This is a genomic window from Collinsella sp. AF11-11 (genome assembly GCF_003465485.1).
Taxonomy (GTDB): Bacteria; Actinomycetota; Coriobacteriia; order Coriobacteriales; family Coriobacteriaceae; genus Collinsella.
This window is the reverse complement of the sequence record NZ_QSAS01000002.1, coordinates 41,177-66,139: the sequence shown is the minus strand read 5'-3', so window position 1 is coordinate 66,139 and position 24,963 is coordinate 41,177. Positions and strand designations below refer to the sequence as shown.

Genomic DNA, 24,963 nt, shown 5'->3' with positions numbered 1-24,963 from the left:
CTAGGAGCGCTACTCGGCTGCCTTGTCCGCGGCGGCCTCGCTTTGGGTGATATAGGCCGCCTCGGCAACCATGTCGTCGACCTCGGCCTTGGCCTGCTCGACCATGTCCTGGTAGCCGTTCTTGATACGCATGCCGCACGCGATACCCTGCACGCAGGCATTCTTTACCGGAGCGCTGGTGAGCAGCTTGATGCCGGCCGTACCGAGCAGAAAACCGCCACCGACAAGCAGGGTGTTAAACGTCGACTTCTTCATGTTGCTTCTCCCTTTTGCCGCATTGGACGCGGCATGGTGCCTCAGCACCCGAGTAAACAAGTTTGCTCGAGCACGCTTTTGAAATATCTCAATTTTATCTAACTATCTAGGTCAGCCATGGCTAACCTTTTGAAAATTAACGATGCGGAGTAACCGATTGTCAATGTGAGAAAGGGACTGTCCCTTTGCCCCTTCTTACAACTGCCAGGTAGCTGCTTCCTTTTGCAGCGCCACCATGCGGGCGAATTCTCCACCTGCCGCCTTGAGCTGCGCCGGAGTGCCCTGCTCGGCAACCACACCATCCTTGAGTACAACGATTTTGTCGGCATTTTCCACCGTACGCATACGGTGGGCAATAACGATAACCGTCTTACCTGCAAGCAGACGGGAGAGCGCCTGCTGAACCACGGTCTCGTTCTCCACATCCAAGCTCGCCGTCGCCTCGTCCAGCAACACGATCGGCGCGTCTTTGAGCAGCGCACGGGCGATAGAGATGCGCTGGCGCTCACCGCCGGACAGCTTGGAGCCGTTCTCGCCGATCATGGTGTCATAGCCCTGCGGCATGCGGCTCACAAACTCGTCGCAGTTGGCGGCACGCGCGGCAGCAAGCACTTCCTCATCGGTGGCATCGCGACGACCAAGACGGATGTTTCCCATCACCGTGTCGTCAAAGAGCAACACGTCTTGGAACACAATGGCGTAGTCGCGCAGCAACACCTCGGGATCCACGCTCGCAACATCCACGCCGCCCACGGTGACCGTGCCTTCGGTGGCGTCCCAAAAGCGCGCGGCCAGGCGGCTCACCGTGGACTTACCGGAACCCGAAGGACCGACCAGTGCCGTGACCTCCCCTTCTTTGGCGGCAAAGCTCACATCGGTAAGAACTTTCTCGCCGGCGCGGCCGTCCTCGCCCGCACCATAACCAAATGCCACGTGATCGAACACCACGTCATGACCTACGGGCTCAAACTGCTCGCTGCCCCGCGCCACGGGCTCTTCCATGATGGAGCGCATGCGCTTGGCCGACGACTCGGCGGCAAACAGCTCGGACATCAGCATCAGTGCCTGATCGAAGGGCGCATAGATGCGGCTCACCATGAGCAGGAAGGCAAACATCACCAAAAAGTCGACCCGGCCGGAGGCGACCATCGCAGCGCCCGTGACCAACGTGGTGGCAATCCCCAGGCGCAGGATGGCAAAGGCGGAGTTGACCAAAAGCCCATTGGCGAGCTCGCCCTTGGTGGTCTCGCGCTCCTCGGCATCGATCACGGCGTTGAGCCCCTCAAGATAATGAGCCTCCTGGTTGGTGGCGCGGATCTCGCGCACGCAGTCGAGCGTCTCCTGGATCGCCTCGGTAACCTTGACCTTCTCGGCACGCACATGGTCGAACACCGGGGTCATGGGGCCGCGTGTCAGATACAGCACGGCAAAGGCCACGGGCACGCTCCAAAACGCCGCGATCGCCAGCTGCCAGCAAAAGAACAGCGACGCCACGAACACAATGGCGCTTGCGATGATGGCACCCCAAAGCTCTCCCAGCACGTGGCTGTAGGCGTGCTCCATGGCCTGGACGTCACCCATGATGGTCTCGGTTAAATCGGCCAGATCACGACGACCGAAAAACGACAGCGGCAGTTTGCGCAAGCGCTCGGCGATCTCCATACGCTGCTTGCCGCACTCCTCGTAAAAGATGCAGTAGGTGTAGTAATACTGCTGCCAGTTAGAGGCAAAGAGCAACACGAAAAAGACCAGGAGGCCGCCCACAATCGGCAGGGCATCCGGCAGGTCGGCACCGGTGGCGAGATGTTCGACAAAACCGGCCATGACCAGGAACAATAAGCCCATGCCGGCCATGATAATGAGATTGGTGAGCGCGGTCCAGAAAATGCCGCGTTTTACGCCGGCGACGCCTTTATCGGATAGGAAATACTTCTTTTGGAATAAGGCGAACATTTAGGCCTCGCCTCCCTTCGTGATGGCGGCATCCGCGGCAGCAGTGATCTTCCAGCTCGCGGCCTGTTCGTATTCGGCCCACATCTTGGCATACAGACCCTCTTGGGACAGCAACTCGGCATGGGTGCCGGCCTCCTGCACGCTACCCTGATTGAGTACCACGATCTTGTCGGCCCCCACCACGGTCGAAAGCCGGTGCGCAATCATAATGACCGTGCGACCCGCCGCCAGCTTGCTAAAGGCGCGCTGGATGAGTGCCTCGTTCTCGGGATCCGCAAACGCCGTGGCCTCATCGAGCACCACGATAGGCGCGTCTTTAAGGATCGCGCGGGCAAGTGCCACGCGCTGGACCTCGCCGCCCGAAAGATATGCTCCGCCGGCACCGAGCACGGTATTGATGCCCTGTGGAAGCTTGGCCACAATGTCGTCGCACTGAGCTGCGGAGAGGGCCGCACGCACTTCGTCGTCAGTGGCCGTAGGCTTGGAGGCGCGCACGTTATCGGCAAGTGTTTGCCGGAACAGCTGGTTGGTCTGGAACACAAAGGCGACCTGGTCCATAAGCTCGTGCGGATCCATATCGCGAACGTCCACACCACCTACGAGCACTCGACCCGAGGAAACATCCCAAAAACGAGGAATCAGGCTTGCGCAGGTTGACTTGCCGCCGCCCGAAGGACCCACAAGCGCAAGGGCACTACCAGCGGGAACGCTGAAACTTACATGGCTAACGGCAGGTGCTTCGGCACCCTCGTACGTAAAGCTCACGTCCTCAAATCGCACGTCGCCGCCGGCAGGGTGCTTGGGTTGCGCGGGCACGGAGAGCCGCTTGGAATCCATGACGCTTCGAATGCGAGCCAGCGAATCGGCACTCATCTGAGAGGCCTCGCCCACAAACATGAGCTTGGTCATGGCCGTCGGTACCACGGCCGAAAATATCGCGTAAAACGTGAAGTTGGCCATAAAATGCGCGAAGTCCGTCTCTCCCGGCGCCAACAGCAACGCCACGGGCAACAGGAATGTCACAAGACCATTGAGCGCGGTAAGGTTGAGTACCTGCGGACCTCGGCAAAACGTGCCCGCATAGCTTTGTGCCATGTCGGCGTATTCGGCGATCGCGTCGTGGAACGCCTTAAAGGAATAGACCGTCTGCTGAAACACCTTGACCACGGGAATGCCGCGTACGTATTCGGTACCGGTCTTGTTCATCTTGACCAGCGCGCCCATGTAGGCCTTCATGAACTCGGCGCCCTTGCCGCTCATCATGGTGGCCATGGCGCCAAGCGAAACGGCGACCGAGATAAGGCATGCCACGCCCAAGCGCCAATCGAGGGCGAAAAGCAGCACGAGCAGACCTGCGACCATGGCGGTGGCGCCGGCGATATCGGGTAGCATGTGCGCGAGCAGGGTCTCGGTGGAGGCGGCGCATCCGTCTACGATACGGCGCAGCTCACCGGTGGCGTGTGTGTCAAAGTAGCCAAGCGGCAGCTTAAGCAGGTGCTCGCTCGTAGCCTTGCGGATATTGGACGCGCAACGAAACGCGGATAGGTGTGTGCACATGAGCCCCACGAAATAAATCACGATGCTCACCAGGGCAAAACCGACGGCCCACCAACCATACATCGCGATGTCGGTGGCCTCGCTCCAGTTAGGTGCCACGGCGATCAGATCGCGCGCGACAAGCCAAATGCACACGTACGGGCCAAAGCTCAGCAGCTGCGAGAACGCCGAGAGGGCCATACCCAAATATGTTAGGAATTTACGGTCGCCGGCATATGCAAGCAGCTCGCCGATACCGCCGCCTTCCTTTTTTGATCCCTTTGCCATGAGATTCCTTTCTAACGGCTTGAGAGTTAACCGTAAGAAACTTATCATGGGCGTGTTAGCCAAGGCACACAATTGGGCCAGGCGTGGACGTTTTCGCAAATGAAGGGGACGCTTTTGCAAATACGGCGGGCAGCGACCGACATAACCGAGCTCTACGCACCGCAGTTTGAGCAGTTTGGCCTGGAGCTTACCGGCAAGGGCGCCGTCTTTACCGGCGAGGTGGCAAACGATCGGGCGCACGGACGCGCATGGATCATGCCCCTCTCCCCTGCCTGCATCGTCATGGAGCATTACATTACCCCGACGCACGATATGTACCTGGCCGAATACACACCCGAACCGTACGCGTGCGTGAGCGAGGTCAGCGCGCCCACGCTCATGTGCATGCCCGAAGCCGGCATAACGCCTGCGAACCTTAAGCCACTGCGCGGGCCGTGGCCGAACAGCGCGGTGTGCAGCTTTATCCAAGATAGCTGCGGCGAGGAGCTAAGTCCGCTGTTTGCAGGGCAGCTTTATCACTCGCGCTCGGTGCTCTTTTTGCCTGGATTTTTTGACGAACTGGAGCACCGCTATCCCACCGAGTTCGCGGGAATCTTCGAGGCGTTTGCCGAGCCATGGCACGAGGAGGCGACGTCTGCCATCTGCCACACGCTGCGTCGGATTAACGAGGAACGCGCCCGCACCGTAGGCGGACACGTCTATATGCAAGGCATCGTGGAGACCATGGTCGCGGAGCTCGCCTGTTCGCGCGCGGCCCACAAGCAGGCGCGGCAGGCGGCAGACACACGCGTCAGCATAACCATTGCCGAAGAAGCAACGGCAATGATTGAGCGCGCGCTTGACAAAGGCAGACGTGTGGGTATCAACGAGGTGGCCGAGAGGCTCTACACAAGCCGCTCCAAACTATGCGCCACCTTTAAGGCCCAAACTGGCGAGTCCCTGGGCGCCTACATTCGCAGACGCCGTATAGAGCGAGCACAGGACCTTTTGGCCGATAGCGCGCTCACGATAGCGCAGGTGGCAGAGCGTCTAGGCTACCCTCAGCAGGCCGCCTTCGCCCAAGCCTTCAAGCAACACACCGGCACCACCCCCACCGCCTGGCGCTCCCAACATATATAAAGAATGAAGGCGCCAACGGCGCCCTCATTCACCAAATTCCATTCAGCCCCGCCTGACCCGAACGGCCGAGTCGTAGCAGAACCTGGGAGCCCCGGCAGGGCGGGTGCTTGCTCAAAATGAGTTCCCTCCAAAACAATGGGCGCCCCAACGGCGCGCCCATTCACTCTATTCCATTCAGCCCGCCTGACCCGAACGGCCGAGTCGTCGCAGAACCCGGGAGCCCCGGCAGGGCGGGTGCTTGCTCAAAATGAGTTCCGCACGCAAAGAAGGCCACTAAATGTGGCCTTCGTCTTGCGCAGGACTGTTTGAAATTTTGAGGAAGCACCCGCCCTGCCGGGGCTCCCGGGTTCCCGTTTACGAGAGCGACGTTCTCAGCAACTCGTTGAAGAGCTTCGGGTTGCCCTTGCCGCGGCTCGCCTTCATGCACTGGCCCACCAAAAAGCCGATGACCTTCTGGTTGCCGTCACGATACTGCTGCGCCTGCTCGGCACAGTTCGCCAGCACCTCGTCCACAATCGGCTGCAGCGCGCCAGCATCGCTCACCTGGCGCATACCGCGCTCGTCGACGATCTTGTTGGGATCGTCACCGGTCTGGGCCATGGCCTCAAAGACCTCGTGAGCCTGGTTGGAGCTGATGGCATCGGTCGCCAGCAGCTTAGCAAGAGCTGCCACCTGAGCCGGTGCAATACCGGACTCGGCGAGCGACACACCCGCGCCCTTAAGGTAGGCGATCATCTCGTTCACCAGCAGGTTTGCGACCGTCTGGGCCTCCTTGCCAGCCATACCGGCAGCGGCGGCCTCAAAGAAGTCAGCAAACTCCGGGTCGCCGGCGATTTGCTCGGCATCGGCCGCCTTAATGCCAAAGTCGGCCTCAAAACGGTCGCACTTGGCATCGGGCAGCTCGGGAATCTCGCCACGGCAGCGATCGATAAACTCGTCGTCCAGATCGAACGGAGCCAGGTCGGGATCAGGGAACAGGCGATAGTCGTCGGCCGTCTCCTTCACACGCATGACCACGGTGCGCTTGCGGCTGGGCTCCCAGTGGCGGGTCTCCTGATAGATGATGCCGCCCTCCTCGAGCACCTCGGCCTGGCGGCAGATCTCGTAGGCAAGGCCGTCATGCAGGCTCTTAAACGAGTTGAGGTTCTTGAGCTCGGTCTTGGTGCCCAGCTTGGTCTCGCCGCGGCGGCGCAGCGACACGTTGCCGTCGCAGCGCATGGAACCCTTCTCCATGGAGCAGTCGGAAATGCCCAGCGTCACAAAAATGCGACGGAGCTTTTCCATAAACAGGCGGGCCTCCTCGGGCGTACGCAAGTCGGGCTCGGTGACAAGCTCGATGAGCGGCGTGCCGCAGCGGTTGTAGTCGACGAGCGACTCGGCCGCGGCGGTAATGCGGCCCTCGGCACCGCCCACGTGCACCATCTTGGCGGCGTCCTCCTCCATGTGGATGCGCAGGATGCGGATGGGCACCGTGTAGGAACCGTCCTCGCGGCGCTCAGGCATCTGCAGGTTGGACGCGTCATAGCTGGCCAGATGGCCGGCGCGCTGGTTACCCTCGCGCATGGTCGACGTCATGGACGTGGACAGGCCCTCGGCGTTGGCCGAGGCGCTCGCCAGGCTCTGGGCCTCGGCCTCGCCAAACGCGCAATCGGGGCGCTCGGCGGCACCGCGACCGGTCACGTCCAGATCCAGGTGACCGTACATGGCAAAGGCGACCGGACCCTGCGTGGTCTGGAAGTTCTTGGCCATATCGGGATAGAAGTAGTGCTTGCGGTAGAACATCGAGTGGCGCTGAATCTCGCAGTTGGTCGCGAGACCGGCCTTGACGATGCTCTCGATGGCGCGCTTGTTGGGCACCGGCAGGGCGCCGGGCAGGCCCAGGCACACCGGGCACACGTTGGCGTTGGGCTCGTCATCGTGGCTAAGCTTGCAGTTGCAGAACATCTTGGTATCGAGTGCGGTGAGCTCGGTATGGATCTCCAGGCCGATCACGGCCTCCCAATCCTGCAGGACCTCGGAAAGCTCCTTCATTACAGCTCGCCTCCCTTCCCGACAAAATCGGGCGCGACGGAAAGCGCGGGCGCACCCGTGGCGGCATCGGCAAAGCCGCGCTCCAGGGCGCGGGCAAACGTGAGCAGCTGACGGTCCTTAAACGCAGGTCCCACCAGCTGGGCAGAAACGGGCAGCTGAGTATCCTCACCCAAGCCCAGCGGCACCGAGATGCCACCATTGCCGCAAATGTTGAGCGAGATGGTGTACAGGTCGGAGAGATACATCTGCGTGGGGTCGCTGATCTCACCAAACTTAAAGGCCGTGCGCGGCGAAGCGGGCATAAGGATGGTGTCTACCTTGGCATATGCGGCGTCGTAGTCCTGCGTGATGAGCGTGCGAGCCTTTTGCGCGGCATAGTAGTACTTGTCGTACACGCCCGAGGAGAGCAGGTAGGCGCCGAGCATCTGGCGGCGCTTGGCCTCGGAACCAAAGCCGTGGGCGCGGCTGAGCGAGCTCTGGTCGGACAGGTTGGCGCAGCCTTCCTCCTGGTAGCCATAGCGAATGCCGTCAAAACGGGCCAAGTTGGAGAACGCCTCGGCCGGGCCGATGACGTAGTAGGCGGCGATGGCGGCGTCCAGGTGCGGCAGGTCAACCTCGACCAGCTCGGCACCCTGGTTCTGCAGCTCCTGGCCGGCGCGCTGAACAGCGGCCTTGACCTCGGGCGTCAGACCCTCGGCCTCCATAAACGCAGGGATGATGCCCACGCGCTTGCCCTCGATGCTGTCGTTGAGGTGCTCGGTAAAGTCGACGGCACAGTCCTGGCTGGTGCAATCGTACGGATCGCGGCCCGCACCGGTGAGCGCGTTCATGGCCAGCGCGACATCCTCGACCGTGCGGCCAAAGGGGCCCACCTGGTCGAGCGACGAGCCAAAGGCAACCACGCCGTAACGGCTCACAACGCCATACGTGGGCTTAAAGCCCACCACGCCGCACAGGCTCGCCGGCTGGCGAATGGAGCCGCCGGTGTCCGAGCCCAGCGAGAGCGCTACCTCGCCCGCAGCGACGGCGGCAGCGGAGCCGCCCGAGGAGCCACCGGGCACGCGCTCGGTATCCCAAGGGTTGTTGGTGCGGTGGAACGCCGAGGACTCGGTGGAGCTGCCAAAGGCAAACTCGTCCATGTTGGCCTTGCCCATGGGCAGGCAGCCGGCGTCGAGCATGCGCTGGACGCAGGTAGCGGTGTAGACGCTCTGGTAGTCCTCGAGCATACGGGAAGCGCAGGTGGTGCGCGTACCCACGAGGTTCATGTTGTCCTTGATAGCCAGCGGCACGCCCGCGAGCGGGGGCAGAGCCTCACCGGCGGCGCGGCGGGCGTCAATTTTGGCAGCAGCCTCAAGCGCGAGCTCGGGCGCCACCTGCAGAAATGCCTGGACCCCGCCCTCGCGCGCCTCGATGGCCTCGAGCGAGGCCTGCGCGACCTCGGTGGCAGAGAAATCGCCGGCGGCAACGTGCTCGGCCAGCTGCGCGGCCGTGAATCGATCGAGATTGAGCTTCATTACTCGCTCTCCCCCTCTCCCAAAATGGACGGCACGCGGAAGTAGCGGTCGCGCGCGCTGCCAGCGTTTTCGAGCGCGACGTCGAGCGGCAGGTCGCGCTCGGGCTCGCGCAGGTCGTCACCCATCACGTTGGACAGGCTTCCGATGGGATGGAACGTGGGCTCCACGTCGGGCAAGTCATATTGCAAGACGGGCTCGAGCATCTGGACGGCGTCGTTCATGTAGGACGTCATCTGGGTGAGCTCGTCATCGGTCAGTGCGATCTTTGCGTACTCGGCGATGCCGCGCACGTCTTTCTCGCTGAGTGCCATAGGCGCTCCCTTCCGCATAACAGATAAACCGCTCTAGTATACAAGGCAACGCCGCTTGGAGCAGGTGCTTTACCTAAATGCAGCGAAAACGTAACGAGGACGGCGGGCTGGCAGGTAATGGGCTGGCGATTCTGCAGCGAAACCGCACCGTCCGTAGCGAAAACCGTCTCGCCCATAACGAAAACCGCGCCGTCCACAACGAAGACCATCACAACATTCGACGCTTTTTGCCAAAATCGAGATTTTCATCGAATGTTGTGATGGTTCGGGAGTCCCGGCCACCACAAAAGTGTCTGTCCCCTTTGTGGTGGTTCTGGAGAATGTCCTATGCCGAGGCCTTGGCCTTGCGGCGCTTGCGGATCGCGTGGATCACGATGTCCAGCAGCAACAGCACAATGGCCACGACCACGATGAGCACGGCAAACTCGCGCTTGCCCCAGTGGCGGCCGGCCAGCGACTTTTGCTTGTCGACGTCCTTCTTGTTGTACTTGGTGCGCACGCAATGCACCAGCAGGCGATGGTCGTTCACGCCGTAGGGCGTGCAGGTGACGAGCGTCACCTTGTCGGCGCCGGGCTCGATGGTCAGCGACTCCATCTCCTCGGGCAGAACCACCTCGGAGTCGACCATCTTGTAGGCGAGCGTCTTGTTCATGGTGTGCAGCAGCACCAGGTCGCCGGGCTCCAGCGAATGGATGTCGTCGAACATGCTCAGGTTACGCATGCCCGAGTGCGCGGTGAGCACGCAATGCGTCGAGGTGCCGCCCACCGGCAGGCTCGTGCCCTCCAGGTGGCCGACGCCTGCCATAAGGACTTCTTCGCTCGTGCCGTGGTAGATGGGCATGCTCACGTCGATGGAGGGGATCTCGACCCAGCTCATCATGGGGTCGCGGTCAAAGATGAGCTGCTGGGCGTAGGGCTCGATCTGGTCGGCGGGAAGCTCGGTGGCCTCGCCCGCCAGCTGCTCGTTAAAGGAGCGCGCCTGGAGCAGGATGCGCTCGCGCTCCTCGGCAGACAGCGCGTCCACGGTGCTGGACACGGTGCTGATCTGGTTGAACACGCCCGAGGCCTCAAGCCGGTCCAAGATCCACGGCCAGGTCATAAGGCCCACGCCAATAAGGATGATGACGATGGTGATGAGCCGGTCGGCCCAGCGCGGCAGCCGCTTGCGACGGCGCTTGGGCTTTGGTTGAGGTTTGGGCTGAGGGTTTGAGCCGCCGTTGTCCGCGGCGTTATTGCTCTTCATATGTTTAGCGCCCTGCACCATCGCCGGTCACTCCTCTACAACTCAAGTTGTCTAAACAAATAATAGCCGATTAGCGAACTCATGCGCCAGACAACGCAGCTAAACAGCATTGCGCGGCGCGAGCATGGGTCTGCATTTGCGTTTTCAAAATATCCCGAATCGGCGGGGCGATTCGGGATACAATGTCAATAGAAAACGACGCACCCCGCGTAAATGTTTGGGAGCGCGGGCGGCCTAGTTTTCTGGTTTTGTTAAATGCCCGGGCCTCTAACCCCGGGCATTCTTATTTGCGCTTGTTGCGGCGCAAATGCCTTCTACCGTCCGCACCGCGCGTGCGCCTACGGACCTTAAACCGAACCTCATACGAGTCAAGAAACGCGATGACGAACGTGCCAACCGCCGCGAGGGCGGCGAGCGCGTTAAGGAATTTCAGCATTTGGGAACCTCCGATCGAGTCGTCGGCCGCCCGCGCACGGGATGCGTCGCAAGGGTATTTTACTGCGAGCACTCACACTTACAGCTGGTAAACGCAATATTTGCAAACATCTGTTCGCTAACCATACGCCCGATCCTGCGAGCAACGGCGCCCCGGCTGCGTTGTCCAAAAAGAACGGGGCAGACTCCAGTGCGGAGTCTGCCCCGAAAAGAGAATGGCAAAGCAAGAACGTAGATGGACGAGAAAAGTGTCCGCAAGTCTCATGGCCATCACATCCCACCTGCCAAAGGGATGGGTGAGTGAGCGTTACTCCTGCTCGGACTCCTCAGCCTGCTTACGGCTGCGGATGAGGTGCGCCACGCCGATGCACAGCACCGCGCCACCAGCGATCCAAGTGAAGGTCACGCCGTTGAGACCGGTCAGCGGGAGGCCGACGGACTTGGTGTTGCCGACGTTGATGGTGATCTCACCGGTGGCGGCGTTGGTGCCGGTGCCATCCGTACCGGTCAGCTTATTGTCTCCGTCATTGCCGTCGAGCTTACCGAAGGCGATGTCGGTGCGGCCCTCGTCGGCCTTGGAAACCGCCGCCGTGAGGCCCGTCACCTTCATGCTCGCGTCATCATACGTCGCGGTGATGGTGAAAGTGAAGGGGTTGGCCTTGGTGTAATTCTCATTGGGAGCCTGGACCTCGGTCACCTTGTAGGAGCCTTCATCGAGACCTTTCACGGCAATCTGGCCATTATCGCCAGACGTGAACTTCACGTAACCGGGAAGGCTGGTGGTGCCGGCAACGGTCACGAGCTGGCCCGCGACGACGCCCGCGGTGGGGTCGTCCTTCGAGGCGATATACTGGTCTTGAGTGTTCGCATCAGCGGACTGGATGGTGAAGACGGCGCCCGCAAGGCCCTTCTCGGTGCCCTGGTCGACCTTGTTGAGGTTGAGCCTGAAAGCGAAGTCGGCGACGGTATCCTCGATCGTCTCGCCCGTGTCCTCGGCATACGGGTTGTTGGAGTACTCGAGCTTGACGGTGTTGGGGTTGCCGCGCTTGTTGCCGTCGGCTGCGTTGCCGATCACGGCGTTGCCGTTGAGCTTTGCCTTGTAGAAGACAACGATCTTGGTGTCGGCGGTCACGCTCGCGACGTCCTTGAGGCCCTTCTTGCCGTCTCCGGTCTTGAACTCGACCGTCAGCGTGTTGTTGTTGCTAGCATCAGCATCCGTCACGGTATAATTGTTCGACTCAATCTCGCTGTAAGTCTCGCCGTTCAGCGCGTACACCTTAACCGAGCCTTTGACATAGTCAAGGCCATTGGAAAGCCCGTCGGTGAACTTGTAAGCATACGTGCCAAAGGTAGCGTAGTTGCTGGCGATCGTGCCGGTCAGCTTGTAGTTAACTTCCTGGCCGATCTGGGAATCGGCGACATCATTCCATTTGTTGGAGCCCTTGATGTCGGTGGCATCGGCGGCGTCGGCATCGTCGAGGACCTTCTTCTCGACAGTGGGCACGCCCTTCTTTGGCGTAACGGTCGTCGCGTCTACGCCGTCGATCACGGCGTAGACGGGAGAGGTGAACACATCGGTCGACTTGTCAGCAGGCTTACCGGGAGTAGCGGTGAGGAAGAGCCAGTAGCCGGCGCCGAGTCCGGAAAGGGATGCACTGCCCTCGCTCGTCACCTCCCAGGCGGTGCTGCTCTTCAGGCCATCGGCGATTAGACTGAGAACGTTGTCGCTAGCAACCTTCGAATCGGTCCCGGTAACTTCAGATTTGGTGCTAAGCCAATCGGCAGCATCCTGTGCGTTCTTGCTATCGTAGGATGCATCCTTTGTCTTGATGGCGTTTACGACAGCAGTTTGGGCTTCGGAGCTGGCCCATTCGATGCTACTCACCGTCGTATTCCCACCGGTCGTCGTGACCTTTGCCTTGAAGATCTGGATACCCTTATAGGTCGTGGACGCAGCGTAATCGGCGTCCTCGAACGTGACGGTCGACCCCGTTCCCTCGGCAAACGCCATGGTCACCGGTGCCATCACTCCGCCGAAGCTCAGGGCTGCGGTGAGGCCGGCGGTTACTGCCAGGCGTGCGATGTTCTTGGTTGTTTTCATGTTGGGACCTCTTTCTTGGAGGTTGCTTTAATTCTCGTCATCACCAAAAGTCAGCAGGCTCATTTCCCTGCGCTCTAATCGCTACGGAGGCAGTACGCCATTGAGCAGGGGGGGACAATTATTTATCATGGCGACCTCCTCCCCGCTTGATGACGAGCGCGACGACAATAGCCACTACTCCGATGACGGCCAAAGCCGTTACCAACAGCAACGTTCTATCTCCCGTCGAGGGCATAAAGCCTCGACTCACTTCGTTACTTGGGGTGTTAAGCACCGACAACTCGACTAAACCCTTCCCGGCATCGGCGGCATCAACTCGCAGAGGGCTTTCGGCCGATACGGTCACCTTAGGCTTGGCGGCCGCCACCTGGTCGACGTCCAGGCCCTCAGCCTTGACCGTCACGGAGCGCGTGCCCTCAAAGGCGGTGTAGCCCTTGGGCGCCTTGAGCTCGCGGACCTCCAGCTTGCCCGAGTCCACGCCCGAGACGGTCACACGGCCGTCCTCGCCCGTGGTGACGGTGGCCTTGCCCTCCGCATCCCACGTGCCGTCGGCCGCCAGCGTGCGGCCGCGGTCGTCGGCGATGCTCAGGACCGCCCCGGCAAGCGGCTTGTCGCCGTCGCTGCCGCGCTTGGTGAGCGCGAGATCCCAAGTGTAGGCGCACGCATCGTCGCTCGGCGTGCGGGTGAAGCCGGCATCGCCGGACTGGTCGGCAAAGGGAGAGCGCGGGTAGCGCAGATAGACCTCGTTGGGGTTGCCCTTCGCGATGCCGCGGTTGCACGCGCTGTTGAGCGGCGCGTTGTACACGGCGACCACGCGGGCGCCCGCGGCGAAGGCGTCGGCCCCGCCGAGCGCGGCGATCAGGTCGCCGGTGCGCACGGTGAAGGTCCCGTCCGCCGCCACCTTGGTGGCGCACTGGGCCGTGATGTCGGTCCAGCCCTGCGCGGGCTCGGTGCCGGCGCGCCCGTCCTTACCGTTCGAGACGGCGTCGAAGGTGCCATCCGCGCCCGCCGCCACGTACACACGCATGCTCGCGGCCACCTTGGAGGGGTCGAGCCCCGCGCTCATGGTGTCGACGAACTGCACCGCGTAGGTGTCATAGGCGGAAAGGCCCGCGGGAACCGTGGCCGAGAGGCGCCAGTACAGGTCGTCGGCGACCGTGGCGTCGGCGGCCTTCTGCCATGCGGCGGTGTTGTCCTCCAGCACGTGCTTGGCGACCTTGGGCGTCGCGGCCTTGGGCTTGACGGTGACGGCGTTGCCGCCCACCAGCGCCATGATCGGCGCGGTGCCGGCCTCGCCCTGGGCGATGGCGTCGTCTCTGGCGACGATGAGCCAGTAGCCGCAGGGCAGCTCGGCCGCCGTGCCCGCGTTAAGGGCCACGGGCACGGCGCCAGAGCTCTGGAGGGAACGAGCGAGCTGTGCGCTCAGCGCGCTCGTAAGGTGGGAATCGGTGTTGAGCCACTCGGCAGCTTCCTGCGCGGTGGTCTGGGAATCGGGCATGCCGGCGCTGTGCAGCACAGGCAGGACAGCGTCGCGCGCGGCGTCGCTTGCCCAAGCGAGGTCGGTAAAGGTCTTGGCGTCGCCGTCGCCGTCGACGACGTTGGCGCTAAAGATCTGGTAGGCGTCGTAGTTGCTCGCCACGGCGCCGCTCACCGTGATGGAACCGGTCGAGGTCGGCGCGGCCTGCGCGGATGCGGGGAACACAACCGCGCAGATGCCGATCAGGAGGGCAAGCAGCGCAAACAAGATCGGGAAGGAGCAAACTTTCTTATTCACGACGCTCACCTCCCTTCGCATTCGCCTTGCGACGAATGTGCATCCAGGCCGCAGCAGCGCAAAGCACCGCCGCGCCGGCAAGGTACGTCAGAGTGACGCCCGACATACCAGAAAGGGGCAAAGAGGTGGAGTAGGTGTTGGTGAAGGTGGGAGTGGACTTGCCGGTGAGGTCGTGGGGCGTGTCAGTGGTCACTTCATTGCCATCACGATCCTGAATCTGCTTGTAGGTCGCAGTGACGTCGATATGGTGGTTAGAGTCGTCAGTCGCGTTAACCGTAATCTGATAGACCGACTTGTCGTACGTATAGTGCGAGAACAGCGAACCGTCGTCTTTCTCGCGCACGTAGTACGTGAAGGTCTTGGAAGCACCACGGCCAGTGGGGCCAGACGCGAGCTGGTCGAGTTGATCGAGTTTGTAATCAATCTTGTCGAAGCTCAGGGTCTGGGACTTGTCGCCGTCGGCAGTGGTGGACTTGCTGCTAACGATATCCGTAAAATCTGTGTCGGTCGCAAGCTGGAGCGTGAACTCCTTCATCTCGCCACCCTCAACGACCTTAGTCGCCATAGGCGTCCAGGAGCCCTTCGAGTCGTACGGAGTGAACTTGTTAGTGAAAGTCGTGGAGTCACCCTCACAGATAATTGGATAATAGTCTCCACTCTTCTGCACCTTGCTCCTCGCTTTTACGTTCTCCCACTTCCCAGACGACTCGCGGAATTCGTACTTGGTTACACCGACGTTTTTAATCGTGTAGTTATGGATGTAAAGATCCTTCAGTTGGCTTGAGTTTTCTTTACTCGGAACAGACATGAGCAAGGTCTTGGTATCTTCGGCCGTCACCACAATCTTATACACGCTGGAGTCGTACGTGATGCCAGAATCACCACCGGGATCTTCGACCAAGTAGTATGTGATTTCGTTACCCGCGCCACTCGATGCGAATTGTTCACCAAGGTCAAACGTAATGCTGCCTTCTGCATCATTTGCTGCTGTTCCAACCTCGGTGCAAACGTCGCGATTGAATGTCGTGCCAGCTGTCGTGCCAGCCAAAGGGTCGTCTGAATCCTTGCGATACACCGTAAAGGAGAACTCCCCATCATTGAGCTTGCGGCCTTCCAGCTTCTTGGTCGCCTTGAGCTTGAGGCTCGGATAGACATACGTGTCCTCAGGCGCGCCCATGTACAGGTCGCCGTTCGACATGATGCCGCCGCCATGGTTCCAGGAATAATTGCCCGTGATAAACGTCGCGCCCGCCTCTAGCGCAGCCTTTCGCGCATTGATCGCCTCGGGGTCTTGAGCCTTAACATTCGAACTCAGGCCGATGCTGTTATATACCTGCACGCCACCGTTAGCGGGGACAGCAATGGCTTTCTGAAGCTCTAAGCTTCCCCGATACTTAGCATCGCCGCCGCCAAGCATTTTGCCAATCACCGCCGCGATCGGAGTCGTATGACCCTCCGCCGCAAGGAAGAAGTCCGCGTGGCCGTTTTCGCGAAACACTTCGGCATTGTAGGCGTCGGAGTCCTGGTCCTTACCGTGACCACCGCCGGAAAGATGGGGGGTGCCGTTATTGCCTGTATTACTCACGGATTCGTAATCGTTCGCGTTTTGCTCATTTCCGGCAGAAGTATTACCGAAAATCGCCGTGCCGTCGGTGCCTGTCACCAAAGTCTTACCCGTCGGGCAAACCGCAACGCCGCCACCGTAGCCACCGGCCTCATTGCTGCTTATATAGGAGTTATAGACAAATAGCCTACCAGCATTAGACGCGACCTTAGAATCGCCCTGGACGAAGATGCCGCCTCCACCCCAGTCAAAGCGAGACATGCAGTGGTTATTAGTGATATAGACTGGATTTGAATTTGACGCTCCTTTTATCATCGCGTCAACCATCTGGCCCACGCGAATGCCGGCACCCTCAGAGCGAAAACTCACGTTAGAGGCAATAGTTCCCCCCGTAATGTTGAGCCATGCCGTTCTCCCCCCTTGGTGTCCGATGTCGGTCACATAGACGCCACCGCCAGCTTCCTCAGAATAGTTGCCCGTAATCTGGCCACCAGAAATGGTGACATGAGTACCGTTTTTAGCGGCAAGTCCAGCACCGCCATGATCGCCATTACCATCGTTACCACAGTAATTGGCATATTTATTGTTAGTAATGTAGCCACCAGAAACAGTAACGCTGCCGCCTTCGGCCATGATGCCGCCGCCGAAACCAACACCAGTAGCAAGCGTGCTGTTGCCGGAGATTACGCCATTAGTTATGTTGACCGTGGAGTCTTTAGCATACACACCACCGCCACTAGGAGCACTGTTGCCGGCAATTACGCCACCGGAAACCTCGAGGGTCGAATTACCGTGTATTTCAATTCCGCCGCCCGCACCCGAGCCAGAAGCTCCACACACATAGCCGCCGCGCATGTTGACGGTAGAGCCGTTCTCGGCATAGACCAAGCTGCTAACGCTGCTGCCTTGTTTTTGCGTGATCACGCCGCTCACAAGGTTAAACGTGCCACCCTTGCCGTTGTTGTTATACAGATTGATGAGCTTTAGATTTGTGTTGCCGTCGCACGCCACGATGGCGCCCTTAATATCGACGTTATGTCTGACAAGCGTCTCGATTGTCCCTGTACCACTCGGAGTCGATTTGGTCACGTAGTAGGTAAGATTAGACGGAATGCCACCAACGTAATTTAGCTCGACTTTCTTGCCATAATTATTGGGATCCAGCTTCTGCCCCTGATCAGTCAGCTGTTGGACATCGTTGACCGTCTCAGTCACCGGCGCGGAGTCCTTAATTTCGTCCTTAATTGTAAGTGTTGCGCCGTTAGCAACATCAAATAACGGCTTGTCGGTGTTCAAGCACTTGATCTTATGACCGTTTAAGTTCAGCGTTATATTGCTGCCGCTCTTCTCAAGTTTGATTTCACCAGCATAGTCAATATCAGCTGTAAGCTCGAAGCAGGCAGTTTGGTTTTCCCCAACGCCTTGAAGCTTAGCTGACAAATCATCGGCGTTAGTAATGTTAGTAATAGCTGTGGTTGTCTCTTCGCTCTCTGCAGCCTCCTCGGCTGACGCGACAGCGTTAACATCCATCGCATCATTATCTTCCGCCTGCGACTCGTACTTGGACTGCTCCTCCGGCCGAGCATCGTCGTCGCTCGCAGCATCGTCGCTGTTCTGGTTATCGGCGTCTGTGCCGGCATCCCCGTTAGTACTGTTGTCTATACCAGTAGACTCACTTGAGGAACCCCCCCCCCATCACAGTTTCCTCGGTAGAAACCGCCTCGGCATCGTTGGCGATGGCCTGCGAGATCGGAGGCATGACGAGCGACAGTACCAGGCTCAACACGGAGGCTCCGCACAAAACGCCTGCCAGTACACGGCGCGTCGCTTTATTACTCTGCTTAGATTTGTCCGAATTCGCTTTCATCGATGTCTCCTCCCCAAGAGACCGCGATCTTGCTCTTTCCCTATCAAACGTATCTGCGCAATCTGTAATTGCGCTCGCTAAGTGATGCAATTATAACGATTGTTTGAACATCTGAGCAGCAAAACCGACATTTTTGTGCAAGTTCTTAATTCTCTTGACAATTGTTTAGATTTGCCTTCGTTTATTCGCTATAAAACATCTGTTTCTACTGGTAATTAAGTTAGTTATCAGTTTTTTAATAGCATTTTATTTATTTGCACAACCTTTTGCTCAAGAGCAAACATCCTGTGAACGGTCGAATAACGACAGTGAGCGGTAGGTCATCAACCGGGAGGAATACCCTACCAAACTGATGAGAATATCTTTAACCCATCGGTGGTTAGAAGCGTAATGTTCAGACAACTAAATTTGAATTTTCGCGCAGATTTTAGGCATCAATTCGCCCAAATCGCCTGAGGCCACCGCAAAGGCGCCTGTCCCCTTTGCGGTGGCTCTCCCCCGGCGCTACAGAAGATGTTCCTCGATAAAGACCGCAATGCCGTCATTGTCGTTGCTGGCGGTTACAAAATCGGCGGCGGCGCGGGTGGCGGCGCTGCCGTTTGCCATGGCAACGCCCACGCCGGCGTCGGCCACCATGCAGGTGTCGTTATCGGCATCGCCAAACACGCAGATGTTCTGGAGCTCCATGTCGTTGAGCTCCGCCACGCGCACAAGGCCGCGAGTCTTGGACACGCGCGGATCCTTGAATTCGTAGAGCCGCTGCGTGGTTTGCAGAGCTGCCGCCTTAACAGTGTCATCGGCAAACGTCGACGCCCGCTCAATCACCCGCGGCATTACCTCGGGTGCCATGGTAAACATCACCTTGGGCTGCGGCCCGCGCAAGAACTCGGCAAAATCGACCACCTGGTAGGGCACGCCGTCGACGCGCGACAGGTGCTCGACGCACGCATTGCTCTCGGGCACGTAGAACACGCCGTCTCGGGGGCAGACGGGCGTTGCCGGAAGGTCCGCCATGTGCTTGCAGATGCGCGCGATGGTCTCGCCCGGCAGCGGATAGCTCAGCTCGTTGATGTCGTGCGCACGGTCGATGACCTCGGCGCCACCGCAACCCACGAGCACGTCCACCAGGCCTTCGATGCCCCAGAGCTCGTACATGGCCTCGGTCGCGTGGGCGTCGCGCCCGGTGCACAGGCCAAAGAGCACACCGCGCTCGCGCAGGGCGCGGATCGCCGCCACGGTGCGCGGGGACACCGTGTGCTGGCTCGTGAGCAGTGTGCCGTCGATATCGCAGAACACGGCTTTGATGTGGCTGAAGGTAGTGTCCATGGGGGCCTTTCTGGGTTGTGCGGCGGTGTGGGGTATATTCGCAAACGGCGTACATGGTATACCAAGGCGCAGGCGCGGCCCGTTAAAGCAAAAACCACCACAAAGGTGCCTGGCTCCTTTGTGGTGGAAATGACGTTTGCGGGCCAAACCATCACAACATTCGATGTTTTTCGGCAAAATCGCGATTTTCATCGAATGTTGTGATGGTTTTTTACCTGTTTCTTACCGCTTTACGGCACGATCCAGATGCCGGCGTCCAAACAGCAGCAGCGCCGCGGGAACTGCTGTCACGACCATACCCGCCCCTACGAGTGTCTGCTGCACGCCAAATGTCGCCGCCAGCCAGGGGGCAATCGCCAGCGGGGCCACGCCGGCGAACATGTTGCCAAAACCCATGACCGAGTTCACGCGGCCGAGTTGTTCGAGCGGTGCCGTCGTTTGCACAATGGTGTTGTGGAGCGGGTTGACGACGCCCCAAGCTATGCCCAGGGCAATCTGGCCGACGAGGGCCACGCCCACATGCGGCGTACCCACGTAAATCAGACTTCCCACGCCCACGGACATAAGTGCCACGAGCAGCGTTTTAAGGTTGACCAGGTGCGGCGGCAAGCGGAGCGCGAGCACGGCACCCAGCACCGCGCCCACGCCCGAGGCCGACGAGAGCCAGCCCATCCACTCAACGCCGATATGCAGGACATCGCGATAGAAGAACGACTCGAGCGGGTCGAAGGCTCCATAGCCAAAGTTCGAAAGAAAGATAATGCAAAACAGCAGGGCGAGAACGCTGTTGGTAAAGACCGTCTTGATGCTAGCCGCGAAGGTGGCACGGGCGGACGTGCTGGGGTTGGAGCTTTGTCCCGCACGCTCCCCTTCCTCTGCCGAATCGGCATCCGCATGCCCAGCGACATGGCTGGTCTGCGGCCTAAAGCCCCAACCGACGACGAACGTCAGCACGGTAAAGAGCATCATGAGCACAAACACCGCGCGCGACGACGCAGCCGCCGCGACAAAGCCACCCAACGTGGGCCCGACGATGATACTCACGTTTGAGAACATGGCGATGGCGGAGTTGATGTCTTTGAGCTCGACGGGATCATCGGTGAGGTAGGCCGGATAGGATGTGGCAATGGGCTGGGCGAATCCCATCGTAAAGCCCAGAAACACCGCGCCGAGTAGGACGACGCCGGTCGCGCTACCAAAGGCGATGATTGCCGCGCCAGTTGCGAGAGCGCCGATGATGCTCAGCAAGAAATGGCGGCGCGGACCCCAGGCGTCGAGCGCCGCGCCGCCCGCAAAGGACCCCAGGATCACAAATACATTCATAAACAGGACGGCCAGCGATGTCGCCACGACTGAGGCATCGTCTGCATAGGTGAGCGTTCCGATGACGCCGATAAAGTAGCTGGTCTGAAAACCGGTGTAGATGAGGAAGCGCATTGCCACCAGGCGCTTGGCCTGCACGGACAGCGACGATTGAGGCTTTGAGAATAGAGAGACGAGCATGGAGACTCCTTGTTTCATACGAATGCGGACGGCGGGCATTCGCCACCGTCTGTCAAATCAATCTATCCGCATGAAACGTTAAGGACGCATCAAGCCCCTTTTCTCCGTTTTTCGCCCGTCATGAACTACTTGGTAGATTGTAAGGCATGTCCCACACATCTACCAAAGCAAAAACCACCACAAAGGTGCCTGGCCCCTTTGTGGTGGAAATGACGTTTGCCCAGATAAAACCTGCCAAAATAAACCTGTCCCTTTTTGGCATGTTATGGCAGCGCAGCGAGCCGGTTCCAAGTGCCCCAGGTCGCCCCGAAAGAGGAGCGCCGCGTACTTTGGTACGCGAGCGACGGCTTGAGGGGCGAGATGGAGTGCTTGGGGCCGGCGCAGCGTCAAGCCTTAAAGATGATCTTGGATAAGATCGCAGATGGCTCGGGCGTCGTTGATGTTGATGGCTCGGGTCGCTAAGCCGGCGTCGAATGCCTGGCGTGCCAGGGCCTCGTTGCAGGCAAGGGCCAGCGTGTGACCGTCGACCAGGTCGAGCGAGCTCTTGCCGCGTAGACGGTCGACACCGGAGCGCGCGACGACGATGTTGTCGAAGCCCTCGGTCTTGTAGCCCTCGATGATCACCACGTCGACATCGTTGTAACGCGACAGCAGCTCGCGCGCGGGCATCTCGTCCTCCTCGCGCGTGTCGGCGTACTCCGCCCAGCGCGTGGCGCAGATGAGGCCCACGTGCTTTGATCCGGCTTGGTGATGGCGCCAGGTGTCCTTAGCGGGCACGTCGATATCAAAGCCGTGATGCCCATGATGCTTGAGCGAACCCACGCGCAGGCCGCGGCGGGTGAGCTCGGCGATAACCTTCTCGACGAGCGTGGTCTTGCCCGAGTTTTGGTAGCCGATAAACGCGATCGCGGGGACGGCCGGGGCCGGAGCTGCGGACGCGACGGCGACGGGCGCGCTCGCGGGTGCGGCACCGTCAGCGGCCACGGACTCAACGGCAGCGGCCTGACGCTCTGCGCGGTCCCACACGCCCGAGCGGCCGCCCTCCTTGTGCAGCAGGCGAACGTCAACGATCTCCATGCCGCGATCGACCGCCTTGCACATGTCGTAGATGGTCAGACACGCGGCACTCGCGCCGGTCAGCGCCTCCATCTCAATACCCGTCTTGCCCGTCACGCCCGCCGTAACCAGTACGTGAAAACCAACCTGCCCGTCCGCGCGCGCCGGCGCCCAGCCCTCGGGCACGTCATCGGCCGGCGTCCCCGCCGGAGCGATGGGCGCAATGTCGCACTTGCTCTTGGTAATGAGCAGCGGATGGCACATGGGGATGATGTCGCTTGTGCGTTTGATGGCCATGATGCCCGCCACGCGCGCGCATGCGAGCACATCGCCCTTTTTGGCGCGGTCCTGCAGCACCATGGTCTGCGTCTCGGGGTGCATGAGGATGGTGCCCTCGGCGATGGCAATGCGATGGGTCTCGGCCTTGTCGGACACGTCGACCATGCGTACCTCGCCCTTGGCGTCCACGTGCGTCAGCTCGTCGCGACGGGCGTCGCGGGCGGACTCGGTGGCAGCACTGGCAGACGGCTGTGCGGACGCGTCGGCGTTGCCAGCATTCGCCGCAGCCGTGACTTTGTGGGCAGACATCGCGGCCCTGCGAGCGGCCTTGGTGGCATCGGCGTACCTGCTCTTGGCCATATGATCATCCTCCGATTTGGGACATAAATCGTTGCGTGCCCTCAATTATCGCGTGTTCCTGCGGTTTGTGGGCGACGGCATCGCGCCAAATCGAAAGTACCTGCATATCATCACCACGGCGTAGGGCGTCGCGCACCGAATATTCGGCATCGCTGAACAGGCACGGACGCACGTTGCCATCGGCCGTCAGGCGCAGACGGTTGCAATTCGTACAAAAATGATTGGACATGGCGCTAATAAAACCGACCGTTCCCGCCGCGCCCGGAAAGTGCCAATAGCGCGCAGGGCCCGCGCCGGCAGGAGCGTCGTTGATGTCGAGCGGCTCGAGCTCGCCCAGCCCCGTCGCGGCGGCCCCAGCATTGATGCGCGCCCGCAGCTCGTCGCTCGGCACGGTGTCGCTCGCATCCCACAGCGCCGGATTGAGCGCGGGCGCATGCGGGCCCACAGCGCAATGCGAGCTCGTGTGCTCGTCGCCAATAGGCATGTATTCGATAAAGCGCAGGTGAATGGGACGGTCGATAGTCAGACGCGCGAGAGCCGCCACATCCTGGCTGAGCCGGCGCACCACAACGCAGTTGACCTTAACGGGCTCAAAGCCCCAAGCCAGCGCCGCGTCGATGCCAGCCATGGTCTGCTCGAGTCGACCCAGGCGCGTGATCTTTCCAAAGAGCGTAGGGTCGAGTGTGTCGAGCGAGATGTTAACGCGGTTAAGCCCGGCATCTTTGAGCTGCGGTGCCAGCTTGGGCAGCAGGGCGCCATTGGTGGTAAGCGAGATGTCCTCGATCCGCGGGATCGCGCGGATGTCGCGAATGAGCGGAATGATACGGCGGCTGACCAGCGGCTCGCCGCCCGTCAGGCGCACGCGGCAAATGCCCTCCCCCGCCACCAAGCGCACAAAACGGGCGATTTCCTCGGCGCTGAGCAGCTCGTCGTGTGCGCGGGGTGCCACGCCATCGGCCGGCATGCAGTAAATGCAGCGAAAATTGCACTTGTCGGTAACGGCAATGCGCAGGTAGTTGATATCGCGGCCAAAACCGTCATGTTGCACGTGCCCGTCCACGCAGCCCTCCCCTCACGCGGCGTTTTATTCTTCGGAAAACATAATACCCCACGCGAGAATCATGCCGACACCCGTACGACAGGACAGGTCGCTTCGAGCAAAACGGACTTTCCGAGCCCATCCTCAGCACAGACCATCACAACATTCGATACTTTTCCCGATTTTGACAAAAAACGTCGAATGTTGTGATGGTTTGCCTGCCCACGGCACCCCGTAGAAGGGCCGGAACGCCCCTAAAGGCCGTCGTCCCAGTGACGAATCACGAATTCTCGCAGGTCGTTCTGCCGCTTTTGGAACGCTTCGCTTCGGTCGCACTTGAGACCCATAGCGAGTGCAATGGCGTTCATCGCCCGGTGCAATTGCAGCTGGTGGGCAAACTGAGTCCCGGTGAGGACGATCATCCTAAAGCCCAGCGCGCTCAGCACGGTCATACGCTCCGCATCCAACGCGCTGCGCTGTTTATCAAGATGGTCCGAGCCGTTGTATTCAATCCCCGTACCGCTCGCAGGCGCATATACGTCGATCTCGAAATACCCGGCCTTTGCGAGATACTTGAACTCGTTGGGAACATCGACCCGATGGTTGAGCTCGATCTTGGCGTATCCCAGCCCGCCCTGGGAACGTTTTGCTACGACCATGATTGCGGTGGCCGTCTCCATGGGCGACCGCGTGCCATCGTGCACGCGCTTGAGCACGGCGGCCGCGCGTGTAGCCCCCTGGCGAGATCGGTTCTCATTGCAATAAGCAATCAAGTCGGCAACGGTATACCTCTGCCCCATCTCGATATAATCGCCTGTCGACAGATGATTCAAATGGTATCGGGCACAGATTTCGTAGCCATATTCCAGCTGCTCGGGCTCGCTCATCCACGAACCCGCCTGGACAAAGCACATGGCCTCATCAACCACCAGAAGGCCCTCCGCCACCTCGATAAGATGGCCTGGAGGTACCGGCGCTCCAAACACGTGGCACCTAAATCCAGCCGGCGTCGAGCGCTCAAAATCGAAGTTGACGAGCGTGTCGATATGATCGAGCTCTTCCCGTGGAATACCAAGCGAAACCAGATAGTCGGTAACGATCCCAACTGCCGTTGAAGCCCTCAGCCCCTTGGCATCGAGTCCCAATTTGGGCAGGCTCGCGGTCGGCTCCGCCTCGTTAGCAAGCGAGTCCTCATCGTATAGGCTGCTTGCCCGCGAGAGCGGCTCGGACGGGCGCGCCACGTTGTGGTACAGCCAGGCAGTCTTATGGGACAAGACGATCGGCAGGTCCATGAGCCCTCCAATGGAGTCGGATAACCAACCTTATTCCCCTGCCCACGGGTCCGCACACCTTCGTGCACAAGAAAGCGATTCCACCCGGCCGAGTGGCAGAAAAACCATCACAACATT

General features: G+C 60.2%; 17 protein-coding genes. 1 reads left to right on the top strand and 16 read right to left on the bottom strand.

Annotation, left to right across the window (positions count from 1 at the left end):
- Positions 1-9: 9 nt before the first annotated feature.
- From DWV58_RS01740 to DWV58_RS01730, 3 genes are all read right to left on the bottom strand, one after another.
- Positions 10-255 carry a DUF6110 family protein gene (locus DWV58_RS01740; protein ID WP_117736171.1) on the bottom strand — a complete coding sequence of 82 codons (246 nt, stop codon included), beginning with the start codon at positions 253-255 and terminating at the stop codon, positions 10-12.
- A gap of 195 nt (positions 256-450) precedes the next feature.
- Positions 451-2,208, bottom strand: a complete 1,758-nt coding sequence (locus tag DWV58_RS01735) for an ABC transporter ATP-binding protein (protein ID WP_117775972.1) — start codon at positions 2,206-2,208, stop codon at positions 451-453.
- Positions 2,209-4,032, bottom strand: a complete 1,824-nt coding sequence (locus tag DWV58_RS01730) for an ABC transporter ATP-binding protein (RefSeq protein ID WP_199585957.1) — start codon at positions 4,030-4,032, stop codon at positions 2,209-2,211.
- Between the two features lie 99 nt (positions 4,033-4,131).
- Between DWV58_RS01730 and DWV58_RS01725 the strand changes: the two genes are divergently transcribed.
- Entirely contained in the window at positions 4,132-5,151 is a 1,020-nt protein-coding gene (locus tag DWV58_RS01725; protein ID WP_147345855.1) for an AraC family transcriptional regulator, read from the top strand.
- Positions 5,152-5,505: 354 nt separating this feature from the next.
- On the opposite strand, the gene gatB is transcribed toward DWV58_RS01725, so the two are convergent.
- From gatB to DWV58_RS01660, 13 genes are all read right to left on the bottom strand, one after another.
- A complete protein-coding gene (gene gatB, locus DWV58_RS01720) occupies positions 5,506-7,182 on the bottom strand; it encodes an Asp-tRNA(Asn)/Glu-tRNA(Gln) amidotransferase subunit GatB (RefSeq protein WP_117775970.1) in 1,677 nt (558 codons plus the stop codon).
- Positions 7,182-8,696: an Asp-tRNA(Asn)/Glu-tRNA(Gln) amidotransferase subunit GatA gene (gene gatA, locus DWV58_RS01715; RefSeq protein ID WP_117775969.1), complete on the bottom strand. Its 1,515-nt coding sequence runs from the start codon at positions 8,694-8,696 to the stop codon at positions 7,182-7,184. Before gatA ends, gatB begins: the two co-directional genes overlap by 1 nt.
- Positions 8,696-9,007: an Asp-tRNA(Asn)/Glu-tRNA(Gln) amidotransferase subunit GatC gene (gene gatC / locus DWV58_RS01710; protein ID WP_055250987.1), complete on the bottom strand. Its 312-nt coding sequence runs from the start codon at positions 9,005-9,007 to the stop codon at positions 8,696-8,698. The genes gatA and gatC overlap by 1 nt, the downstream gene beginning before the upstream one ends.
- A 325-nt stretch (positions 9,008-9,332) precedes the next feature.
- Entirely contained in the window at positions 9,333-10,250 is a 918-nt protein-coding gene (locus tag DWV58_RS01705; RefSeq protein ID WP_158564503.1) for a class C sortase, read from the bottom strand.
- 742 nt (positions 10,251-10,992) lie between these two features.
- Complete coding sequence (locus tag DWV58_RS01700) at positions 10,993-12,786, bottom strand: isopeptide-forming domain-containing fimbrial protein (protein WP_117775967.1); 1,794 nt, start codon at positions 12,784-12,786, stop codon at positions 10,993-10,995.
- 118 nt (positions 12,787-12,904) lie between these two features.
- Positions 12,905-14,560 carry a SpaA isopeptide-forming pilin-related protein gene (locus DWV58_RS01695; protein WP_158564502.1) on the bottom strand — a complete coding sequence of 552 codons (1,656 nt, stop codon included), beginning with the start codon at positions 14,558-14,560 and terminating at the stop codon, positions 12,905-12,907.
- Positions 14,553-17,654, bottom strand: coding sequence for a Spy0128 family protein (locus tag DWV58_RS01690; RefSeq protein ID WP_117775965.1), 3,102 nt, complete (start codon positions 17,652-17,654; stop codon positions 14,553-14,555). Before DWV58_RS01690 ends, DWV58_RS01695 begins: the two co-directional genes overlap by 8 nt.
- A 142-nt stretch (positions 17,655-17,796) precedes the next feature.
- Positions 17,797-17,991, bottom strand: a complete 195-nt coding sequence (locus DWV58_RS01685; protein ID WP_117775964.1) for a hypothetical protein — start codon at positions 17,989-17,991, stop codon at positions 17,797-17,799.
- A 504-nt stretch (positions 17,992-18,495) separates the two neighbouring features.
- Entirely contained in the window at positions 18,496-19,317 is an 822-nt protein-coding gene (locus tag DWV58_RS01680; protein ID WP_117775963.1) for an HAD family hydrolase, read from the bottom strand.
- 222 nt (positions 19,318-19,539) lie between these two features.
- A complete protein-coding gene (locus DWV58_RS01675) occupies positions 19,540-20,820 on the bottom strand; it encodes an MFS transporter (protein ID WP_158564501.1) in 1,281 nt (426 codons plus the stop codon).
- A gap of 393 nt (positions 20,821-21,213) precedes the next feature.
- Positions 21,214-22,515, bottom strand: a complete 1,302-nt coding sequence (gene mobB, locus DWV58_RS10105) for a molybdopterin-guanine dinucleotide biosynthesis protein B (RefSeq protein WP_117775961.1) — start codon at positions 22,513-22,515, stop codon at positions 21,214-21,216.
- Positions 22,516-22,519: 4 nt separating this feature from the next.
- Positions 22,520-23,575: a GTP 3',8-cyclase MoaA gene (gene moaA / locus DWV58_RS01665; RefSeq protein WP_233540474.1), complete on the bottom strand. Its 1,056-nt coding sequence runs from the start codon at positions 23,573-23,575 to the stop codon at positions 22,520-22,522.
- A gap of 233 nt (positions 23,576-23,808) precedes the next feature.
- Entirely contained in the window at positions 23,809-24,846 is a 1,038-nt protein-coding gene (locus tag DWV58_RS01660) for a hypothetical protein (RefSeq protein WP_117775960.1), read from the bottom strand.
- Between the last annotated feature and the right edge of the window lie 117 nt (positions 24,847-24,963).